Source organism: Synechococcus sp. R6-7 (assembly GCF_047461695.1).
Classification (GTDB): domain Bacteria; phylum Cyanobacteriota; class Cyanobacteriia; order Thermostichales; family Thermostichaceae; genus Thermostichus.
On record NZ_JANSHS010000425.1, the window covers coordinates 1 to 8,226 of the forward strand.

An 8,226-nucleotide genomic window follows, 5' to 3' on the forward strand; every position below is an offset into this window, starting at 1 on the left:
TCTCTTCCACAACAACTAGGCGATAGGGGCAATCTGGACGGCCAATGGAGCGGTAGAAATCCCGGCAGACATTGTCGGTAAAGCGATCGCTGAGGCCGCGGGTTACCTGCTGCACCACTTGACGGGCCACCCGATAAACCAACTTGCGGGGCAGAACCTGCAAAAACCTGGGCAAAGCCAGCCAGATCTCCAGATGAAGAGCCCAGTGAACACGGGTGGTGGGCAGGTCTTTCAGGGATCCCTGCAGCTCCTCCAGCTGGAAATCGGCTTGGCAGCTGACCCGGTAAGGCATTCCTTCATCGCCGGGCAACTCAATCGAGGTCAGACAAAACCGGTAATCTTTATCCGGCCAGATCTTGACCCCAAAACTGGGCTCCAGCTCAAACCCCAGCCCGCCCATGCGGAAAAACTGCAACCTGTAAGTCTCGGCAGACAAAGCTTCCACCTGCAATGGCCTGAAGCACCGCTGGATCCACTGGGCATGGCCTCTCAGGTAACGGGCCAAGGTCTCCCGATCGGTTTCCAGATCCACTTGTCCACACCGCGCGGCTTGTAAATCCAGGTGGGCTTTGTCCAGGGAGGGATCCCAAGAGGACGGAGAGGGATCTGCGGGAGCACCGCCTTCGGGGGACACGGCCCTTTCACTTGGCGGAACGGCGGGCTTGGAGCTGGCGATAGACATCCTTAATATCCACCTGATAATGAGCAAGGGCCACGAGGCAGTGGTACCAGAGATCGGCCATCTCACGGGCCAAAGCCACGCGGTCTTGATCCTTAGCCGCCATCACCACCTCAGCCGTCTCCTCGCCAAGTTTCTTCAAAATGGCATTTTCCCCCTTGGCTAGCAAGCTGCTGGTGTAGGAATCGGGACAGGGATCCGCCTGGCGGGCCTTGACCACGGCAAACACCTGCGACAGGGTATCGGCTGCTGGAAGGGGATCCCCTTGCAAAGGGCGAAAGAAACAGCTCCGCGCCCCCGTGTGGCAAGACGCATCTCCCACCTGCTCCACCAAGATCACCAGCGCGTCGCCGTCGCAGTCGTAGCGGATTTGTTTGACCCACTGCACATGGCCAGAAGTTTCCCCCTTGGGCCACAACGCCTGCCGCGAGCGGCTCCAAAACCAGGTGCGGCCTGTTTCCAGGGTTTTTTGCAGCGATTCCCGGTTCATCCAGGCCATCATCAGCACTGTTCCGTCCAGGTAGTCCTGCACGATGGCCGGGATCAGGCCCTGTTCATTGTAGGTGAGGCTGCCTAACCAAGCCATCTCCTCCGGTGAAAGGGCTCTGGGGGACTGCCAAGAGAGGCCCGAGATCACAGCAGCAGCCATAAGGGTTTGGCAGAAAACCAATCGAGATTATTAGCAGGATAGCAGAGCAAGCTCTCCCAGGGGTACCTCCAAGAGCGCCCTCCAGGCCAAAGCCAGTTTCGAGAAGCCATTGAGAAGTCCTGCTGCCCAGGCCAGCAAAGCTTAACTTGGTTTTAACTTCAGTATCAGGCCAATCTGCTAAGTTTGTTACCGGTTTTCCCGCCGTGAGGTAGCTTATGCGCATCCAAGTCGAGAACCTTTGGGTTGCCTTCAAAAACAAGGTTGCCCTAAGGGAGGTTTACCTTGACCTATTTGGCGATGGAGCGCAGGTTGTGGCCTTGATCGGACCTTCGGGAGCAGGAAAGTCGACCTTTCTTAGGCTTTTGAAAGGGATGGTCAAGCTCAGCGGCGGAAAAGTTTGGGTTGATTCTCTTCCTCTCCATGAAGGCCAAAGGGATGCCCTGCAACAGCTGCGCAGGCGCACGGCCATGGTCTACCAGACCTTTCAACTCATCGGGCGCCTGACGGTTCTGGAAAACGTTCTTGTTGGGCGTCTGCCTCACCTGAGTCCCATTCGGGGTCTTTTCAAGCACTTTTCTGTTCAGGATTTGGCCAAGGCGGAAAAGCTGCTGGAAGAGGTAGGGTTGCTAGAGCATGCCTGGCAAAGGGCCGACGCTCTCTCAGGGGGGCAGCAGCAGCGAGTGGGTATTGCTCGCGCCTTGATCCAGGAGCCAGCCCTGATTCTGGCCGACGAGCCCATTTCGGCTTTGGATCCTAAAAATGCAAAGGTAATTATGGAGCTGCTGCTGGGAGCGGTGCGCCGCCAGGGGATTCCGTTGCTGGTTACCCTGCACCACCTAGAAATGGTGCGCCATTACGCCGATCGAGTCGTTGCTTTCAAGGAGGGCCAGGTTTTCTTCAATGGGCCGCTTTCCGATTTTACCTCTGAAAAGGAAAAGGAGCTCTACTTTGGGGAGAAGGAAACCCACGAGGCAAGCGAATGGTTTTCCTCAACCTTGATGGTCTAACAAGATCCACCTTCAACCGCAAGTTAACTGCAAAGGAGAAAACCTTATGCGGAGAAGAAAAATTCTGTTCCTTGCTGCCTTCCTCATGGGAATTTCCAGCTGGGTTCCAGGGCTGGCTCAGAAGCAAAACTGGCCCAAGGAGCTGGTGATTGCTGAAGTACCGGTGGAGAGTGCTGCCGATTACGAAGCTCGCTATGCTCCCTTTTTGGATTATCTCAAACAAAAACTGGGGATCCCCGTCCGCCTGTTTGTGGCCGGTGACTACACGGCGGTGATGGTCTCCCAGGCACAAGGCCAAACTCACGTAGCTTTCTACGGCCCTGCCTCCTACGTAGATGCCATTGAAAAGGCCAACGCTCCCATTGAAGCGTTCGTGAAAGAGGACTCGCTGCGCTCGGGTACCGTTTATCACTCCTTGATGCTTTCCAAGAAAGGCAGTGGCATCAAAACTCTAGAAGACGCCAAGGGCAAAGATTTTGCTTTCGTCGACCCAGAGAGCACCTCTGGCTTCAAGGTGCCCATGGCCTACTTCTGTCTTGAGGCCAAAATCAAGCCCAAGGAGTATTTCAAGCGGGTGGCTTTTGCTGGCACCCACGAGTCGGTCATCTTGGGGATAGCTCAGGGAACCATTCCCGTTGGTGTAACCTGGGATACCGGGATCAGCCTTGCCACCAAGAAGGGGCAGATCAAAGGCATAGAGGACTTTGAGGTCCTCTGGAGATCGGATCCCATTCCTTCCTCTCCCTGGGCCTACCGTAAAGATCTGCCAGAGGATCTCAAGGAGGCCTTGCGCACGGTCTATCTGGAGTACGAAAACACGCCGGAGGGTCAGAAATGGCTGGAGGCTCGTGGGCTGAAGGGCTTTGAGCCGGCTAGCGACGCAGATTACGATCCCTTCCGCAAGGTCAACGATGCTCTTAAGAAACCTGAGTGCCAACTCTAGGAGACTTCCCCCCCTGCCAGCAGAGCTTAAGCGCAGGGAGCTGAGCACGGTTGTGCTGTATGGGGGGGTTTTTCTCGCTCTCTTGCTGACGGCGGAGCCTGCCGAGATCTCGCCAGGAAAGTTGTTAGCTGGCTTGGGGAGGAGTGCGGCCTTCTTGGCTCGCTTCTTTCCTCCCAGCTTTTACTTCTTGCCCAACTTCCTTTACTCCCTGTTGCAAACCCTGATGATGGCCCTCTGGGGCACCTTCCTGGCCACTTTTCTCACGGTTCCCTTGGCCTTCCTGGGATCCAGAAATGTCATGCGTTCCCCTGCGGTTTACCTGCTTGTGCGCGGGCTCATGGATGTCCTCAGGGGGCTCAATGAACTGGTCTTGGCATTGGTTTTTGTGGCCGCAATTGGCCTAGGACCCTTGCCAGGGATCCTAGCTTTGACCCTGCACACGGCGGGTGTGGCAGGCAAGCTCCTCTCAGAGGCCATCGAGACAGTAGATATGAAGCAGGTGGAGGCGGTAGAGGCTACAGGTTCCCACCCTTTCCTGGTTATCGCCTATGGCTTCTGGCCGCAAGTGGCTCCTGCCTTTTACTCCAGCACTCTCTACCTTTTTGAGGCTAACGTGCGCTCGGCAACGGTCTTGGGCTTGGTGGGGGCAGGGGGCATTGGGTTTGATTTGATGCAGACCATACGAGCCTTTCGCTTTCAAGATGCGGCCACGGTTGTTCTGCTGATTCTGCTGGCTGTATTTACAATTGACAAAGTTTCGGCGCGGATCCGCCAGACCCTGATTTAGGAGGCTGGGATGCAGCCCCTAGAGATGCTAGAGCTGTTGCAGGAGGCCCCCGAGAAGGAGGTGCTGGCTTTGGCGCGGGAGGTCAGGCCTGCTCTGGGATCCAGCCAAAAGCTCAGGGAAGGGGCAGGGCTGCTGGCGCTCCCCTTTGAGGACTCCCGCACGGGGACGCCCTTCTACGTGGGAGAAGTGCTGGTCTACGAGGTCTGGCTGCGCTTTCCAAAAAAGGGAGTAGAAGGATACGGGATGGTGCTGGGGGAAAAGCCGCGTCTGGCGCGCGCCCTGGCCTACCTAGACGCCGCTCTGCAGGCGGGAATTGCTGTGGAGAAGATCCAGGCTTTGGCGCTAGCGGCTCAGAAGGATCTTCAAGAAGAAGACGAGCGCCTCTGGCGCAAGGTAGCTGCAACTCGCCTGGAGGTGGAGACTCTGTGAGCCTGGGGATGTCCAAAGCCTACGGCCCCACACCGGGACTGGCAGAAAAGCAAAGCCAGCAGGTCTTCCGGGCGTTGGTTAGGGCGTTGAGCTACCCTGGCCGTCTGGAGAGCTTTCCCGCTCGCTCCCTTCGCCAAGCCTTTCGCCTCATTGGGCTGACGCTGGTGGATGGCAATGTAGGGGTTTGGGCGCCAAGCTGGCTGCTGTCGGATTTGCGTGGGCAGGATCCCCGGCCTGTGGCTTTGGAGGCTGCTGACTTTGTCTTTGCCGAGCAGCTGGAGAGTTTGCCCGCTGGCCCAGACAGCCTTTTGGCTCTCAAAAGAGGCACCCACCTTGAGCCTGAAGCGGGAGCGACCCTTATCCTGGGGGCCCCCTTGGGCCGGGGATCCCCTGTGTTGCTCAGAGGGCCCGGCATAGCTGGGGAGATCCAGTTGGCTGTAGGCTTGCCCTCTCTGTTTTGGCAGCTGCGCTCCCAGATCCTGGCCTACCCGCTGGGAGTGGACATCCTGTTAACTGACGGCCCCCAAGTGGTAGGCTTACCCCGAAGCGTGGAGGTGGGTGGATGGGCTATGTCGTAGCGCGGGGCAGCCAAGAGGCCATTCTCAATGCCGAGGCCCTTTTTCGCGAGCTGTTGTCAGCGGCAGAAGCCAAAAGCAGGCGAGGCCGGACAAAGCAGCTGGCTGGGCTGCCCTATCTCCTGGATCATGTGATGGCAGAGGCGGGGCTGTGGGCTCCGGAGCTGGCGGCCACTGCCCTTGTGCAGACAGGGGGGGACCTCTACGAGGCCCTGCTGCTTCTGAGAGCACACCGGACTACTCTCCCCCGCCTAGGGAAAGCCCAGCTGCAGAAAAAGGAAGATCTCCTGCTGGTGCGTCGGCTTTCCTCGGCTTTCAAGAGCATTCCCGGCGGCCAGGTCTTGGGGCCCACCCTAGACTACAGCCTGCGTCTTTTGGGCTTTTCTGAAAGCCCCCCGCTAGAGCCGGCGGCCGTGGCTGCTGCCCAGCACTATCCTTCTGTGCGCAGCTGGCTGAGGGAGCAAGGTCTGCTGGAAGAAGATCCCACGGCAGAGCAGCAAGCCAGTAGCCCTGCTCCAGGGGAAGAGATTCCCGACTTGACGCGGCAGCCACTGCTGTTTCCAGCGCCGCGGGCCCACCGCCTGCAAGCTTTGGCCAGGGGAGATACGGGGGGACTTCTGGCTCTGGCCTACAGCGCCATGCGCGCCTACAACGTCCACACCCACCCAACGGTTGCCGAGTTGGGCGTGGGCTATCTCGAGGTACGCGCCTTTCATCCTGTGCGGGGGGGAAGCTTTCGCCTGGGGCGGATCCGCCTGGTCTTTACTGAGGTGGTGGGACACGGAGAAAAAGGATACCGCTTGGGCTTTGCCGCTAGCCTGGGTTGGAACGAGGGGCGGGCCATCGCTGGCGCCATGCTGGATTTGGAAATGGATCGCCCCAGCCATCCGGCTCGCAGCGAGGAGTTTGTCCTGGTGCATACGGATCCCGTGGAGGCCTCCGGCTTTGCCCTCCACTACAAGCTACCCCACTACGTAACCTTTCTCAGCAACTGGATGAGCCACTTCCAAAAGGAGGACTCCCTTGAAACCCAAGCATAGCTATGCCTACCTGGATCTGGAGGCCAAGCGAGAAATTCGGCGCAAGGTTCTCAAGGCCCTGGCCATACCGGGCCATCAAGTTCCCTTTGCTAGCCGGGAAATGCCGCTGGCTCGCGGCTGGGGCACAGGGGGATTGCAGCTTACGCTCAGCCTGGTGGGGCCGCAGGACGTGGTGAAGGTCATTGACCAGGGGGCCGATGACTCTGTCAATGCCGCCAACTTGCGCCGCTTCATTGCCCAGGTCAGCGGCGCTCGAACAACCACCGACACGCTGGAGGCCACCCTCATCCAAAGCCGCCACCGCATCCCCGAGGAGCGGCTCCAAGAAGGTCAAATCCTAATCCTGCAAGTTCCCATCCCTGAGCCTCTGCGCTATGTGGAGCCCTCTGACGCCAGGGCGCGGGAGCTACATGCTCTGGGCGACTATAGCCTGCTGTGGGTGGATCTTTTTGAGGAGCACCTACGCCACGGCCAGAGCCGCAAGGGAGCGGCCTACCCAGTTCTGGTCCATGGGCGCTATGGGATGGATCCCAGCCCTCTGCCCCGCTGGGATCTGCCCAAGCTGCATCTGGCAGCCCATATCACCCTCTTTGGGGCCGGGCGGGAGAAGCGGCTCTATGCCGTCCCTCCCTACACCCGGGTGGAGCCCTTGGCCTTTGTGGATCGGCCCTTCCAGCCGGAGCCCATTTTGGGATCCTGCCGTCGCAGCGGTTGCCGCCACGTCTTCCTCAACGCCATTCCCCAAGAAGATGGCAGCTTGGCCTATGAAATCTCCGACCAGGGCTATATGGAAAAGCTGCTGGCCGGGAAAACGAGCGGTCCTCTATTTGTGGAGAAAGAGCATGGCTGAGGAGACCCCCCTTCTGGAGCTGGTCAAGGTTTGCAAAGCCTACGGGGATCGCTGGGCGCTTAAGAACGTCAGCCTCAAGCTCTATCCCCAAGAGGTGCTGGGGGTGGTGGGAGCTTCCGGCAGTGGCAAGACTACTCTTCTGAAGATCCTTTACCTTCAGGAGACAGCCCAGGGGGAGTATCGGCTAAACGTGCCGGGTTGGGAGGGACGTAACCTGCTGTTGCTCTCTCGCTACGAGCAGCCTGCGGCGCGGCACTACCTGGCCATGGTCTATCAGGATGCCGCCCAGGCCCTGCGCATGGGCTTTGCGGCCCTGACTAATGTTGCGGAGCCCCTTGTCCTTAGAGAAGAACGGCGGTTTGGAGTGCTGGAAGCGGAGGCGCAGGAGGCTTTGGAGCGAGCCGATTTTCCTTTAGAGCGAGCCGGGGATCCCCCAGCTTCTCTTTCGGGAGGAGAGCGCCAGCGGGTACAGATTGCCAAAGCTTTAGTCCAAAAGCCTCTGGCTGTTCTTTTGGACGAGCCCACCACCGGTTTGGATTTGCTGGTGCAGGCCACCTTTCTGGATACTCTGCGCCGCCTCAAGCGGCAGTTGGGGATGAGCCTCATCCTAGTAAGCCACGATCTCTCGGTCGTGAGGGCTGTGGCGGATCGAATTGTGGTGTTGTACCAGGGGGAGGTAGTGGAGGAGGGATTGGCCGACCAAGTGCTGGAGGATCCTCGCCACCCCTTTACCCAGGATCTGGTTGCCGCAAGACTTTAGGAAGGGCAAGGTGTTGCAGGTCGTTAACTTAGAAAAGCGGTTCTTTCTTCACCGACTGGGGCGAGAGGTTCTGGCCTTCCAGCAGGTGAGCTTTTCCCTGCAAGCCGGAGAGTTTTTGCTGCTGGAGGGCCCCAACGGCTCTGGCAAGTCTTCTCTACTGCGAACCCTCTACCGCAGCTATTGGCCTACGGCAGGACAAGCCCTCCTGCAGACCCCTCTGGGAACGGTGGATCTGGCCCGCTTAGGGGATCGCGAGGTGTTAGCAATCCGCCGCGAGCGCATCGGCTACGTCAGCCAGTTTCTGGATCCCAGGCCCCGCACCACGGCCTTGGAGCTGGTTGCGGAGCCCTTGCTGTGGCAGGGAGTAGCGGAAAACCAAGCGCGACATCGAGCAGCAGAGCTGCTCCTGGAGCTGGGTCTGAAGCCAGAGTTGCTGGAGACTTTTCCAACCAGCTTCTCGGGGGGCGAGAAACAGAAAGTCAACTTGGCTCGCTCTCTCATCCACCC

Annotated in this window: 11 protein-coding genes; 9 read left to right on the forward strand and 2 right to left on the reverse strand. The window is 58.9% G+C overall.

The genetic code is table 11. From position 1 onward, the window contains the following. Both NW815_RS12100 and hisIE read right to left on the reverse strand, forming a co-directional pair. On the reverse strand, positions 1 to 634 hold a 634-nt coding region (locus tag NW815_RS12100), incomplete at its 3' end, for a DUF1997 domain-containing protein (RefSeq protein WP_414416063.1). Between the two features lie 7 nt (positions 635 to 641). Further along, positions 642 to 1,265 carry a bifunctional phosphoribosyl-AMP cyclohydrolase/phosphoribosyl-ATP diphosphatase HisIE gene (gene hisIE / locus NW815_RS12105; RefSeq protein ID WP_414388967.1) on the reverse strand — a complete coding sequence of 208 codons (624 nt, stop codon included), beginning with the start codon at positions 1,263 to 1,265 and terminating at the stop codon, positions 642 to 644. A 278-nt stretch (positions 1,266 to 1,543) separates the two neighbouring features. Here hisIE and NW815_RS12110 point away from each other — a divergent pair, with 278 nt between their 5' ends. The 9 genes from NW815_RS12110 to NW815_RS12150 form a co-directional block, all read left to right on the forward strand. Next, positions 1,544 to 2,335: a phosphonate ABC transporter ATP-binding protein gene (locus NW815_RS12110; RefSeq protein WP_414388969.1), complete on the forward strand. Its 792-nt coding sequence runs from the start codon at positions 1,544 to 1,546 to the stop codon at positions 2,333 to 2,335. Between the two features lie 46 nt (positions 2,336 to 2,381). Then, a complete protein-coding gene (gene phnD / locus NW815_RS12115) occupies positions 2,382 to 3,278 on the forward strand; it encodes a phosphonate ABC transporter substrate-binding protein (RefSeq protein ID WP_414388970.1) in 897 nt (298 codons plus the stop codon). After that, on the forward strand, positions 3,247 to 4,065 hold the full coding sequence (gene phnE / locus NW815_RS12120; protein WP_414388972.1) for a phosphonate ABC transporter, permease protein PhnE: 819 nt from the start codon (positions 3,247 to 3,249) through the stop codon (positions 4,063 to 4,065). Before phnD ends, phnE begins: the two co-directional genes overlap by 32 nt. A gap of 9 nt (positions 4,066 to 4,074) precedes the next feature. Continuing rightward, positions 4,075 to 4,494 (forward strand): phosphonate C-P lyase system protein PhnG, encoded by a 420-nt coding sequence (gene phnG / locus NW815_RS12125; protein WP_011431834.1) that lies wholly within the window; start codon positions 4,075 to 4,077, stop codon positions 4,492 to 4,494. A gap of 8 nt (positions 4,495 to 4,502) precedes the next feature. Then, positions 4,503 to 5,072, forward strand: a complete 570-nt coding sequence (gene phnH / locus NW815_RS12130) for a phosphonate C-P lyase system protein PhnH (RefSeq protein WP_011431835.1) — start codon at positions 4,503 to 4,505, stop codon at positions 5,070 to 5,072. Next, positions 5,057 to 6,109 (forward strand): carbon-phosphorus lyase complex subunit PhnI, encoded by a 1,053-nt coding sequence (locus NW815_RS12135; RefSeq protein WP_414416064.1) that lies wholly within the window; start codon positions 5,057 to 5,059, stop codon positions 6,107 to 6,109. The genes phnH and NW815_RS12135 overlap by 16 nt, the downstream gene beginning before the upstream one ends. Then, entirely contained in the window at positions 6,093 to 6,959 is an 867-nt protein-coding gene (locus NW815_RS12140) for an alpha-D-ribose 1-methylphosphonate 5-phosphate C-P-lyase PhnJ (protein WP_011431837.1), read from the forward strand. The genes NW815_RS12135 and NW815_RS12140 overlap by 17 nt, the downstream gene beginning before the upstream one ends. Further along, complete coding sequence (locus NW815_RS12145) at positions 6,952 to 7,719, forward strand: ATP-binding cassette domain-containing protein (protein WP_414342141.1); 768 nt, start codon at positions 6,952 to 6,954, stop codon at positions 7,717 to 7,719. The genes NW815_RS12140 and NW815_RS12145 overlap by 8 nt, the downstream gene beginning before the upstream one ends. Positions 7,720 to 7,729: 10 nt before the next feature. After that, positions 7,730 to 8,226: ATP-binding cassette domain-containing protein (locus NW815_RS12150; protein ID WP_414416065.1), on the forward strand; the 497-nt coding region annotated here is incomplete at its 3' end.

Excerpts from the sequence above, each read along its gene's own strand:
- NW815_RS12110 (WP_414388969.1), top strand. The coding sequence starts at position 1,544 with ATGCGCATCCAAGTCGAGAACCTTTGGGTTGCCTTCAAAAACAAGGTT.
- NW815_RS12145 (WP_414342141.1), top strand. The coding sequence starts at position 6,952 with ATGGCTGAGGAGACCCCCCTTCTGGAGCTGGTCAAGGTTTGCAAAGCC.
- phnH (WP_011431835.1), top strand. The coding sequence starts at position 4,503 with ATGTCCAAAGCCTACGGCCCCACACCGGGACTGGCAGAAAAGCAAAGC.
- phnE (WP_414388972.1), top strand. The coding sequence starts at position 3,247 with ATGCTCTTAAGAAACCTGAGTGCCAACTCTAGGAGACTTCCCCCCCTG.
- phnD (WP_414388970.1), top strand. The coding sequence starts at position 2,382 with ATGCGGAGAAGAAAAATTCTGTTCCTTGCTGCCTTCCTCATGGGAATT.
- phnG (WP_011431834.1), top strand. The coding sequence starts at position 4,075 with ATGCAGCCCCTAGAGATGCTAGAGCTGTTGCAGGAGGCCCCCGAGAAG.
- NW815_RS12135 (WP_414416064.1), top strand. The coding sequence starts at position 5,057 with ATGGGCTATGTCGTAGCGCGGGGCAGCCAAGAGGCCATTCTCAATGCC.
- hisIE (WP_414388967.1), bottom strand. The coding sequence starts at position 1,265 with ATGGCTTGGTTAGGCAGCCTCACCTACAATGAACAGGGCCTGATCCCG.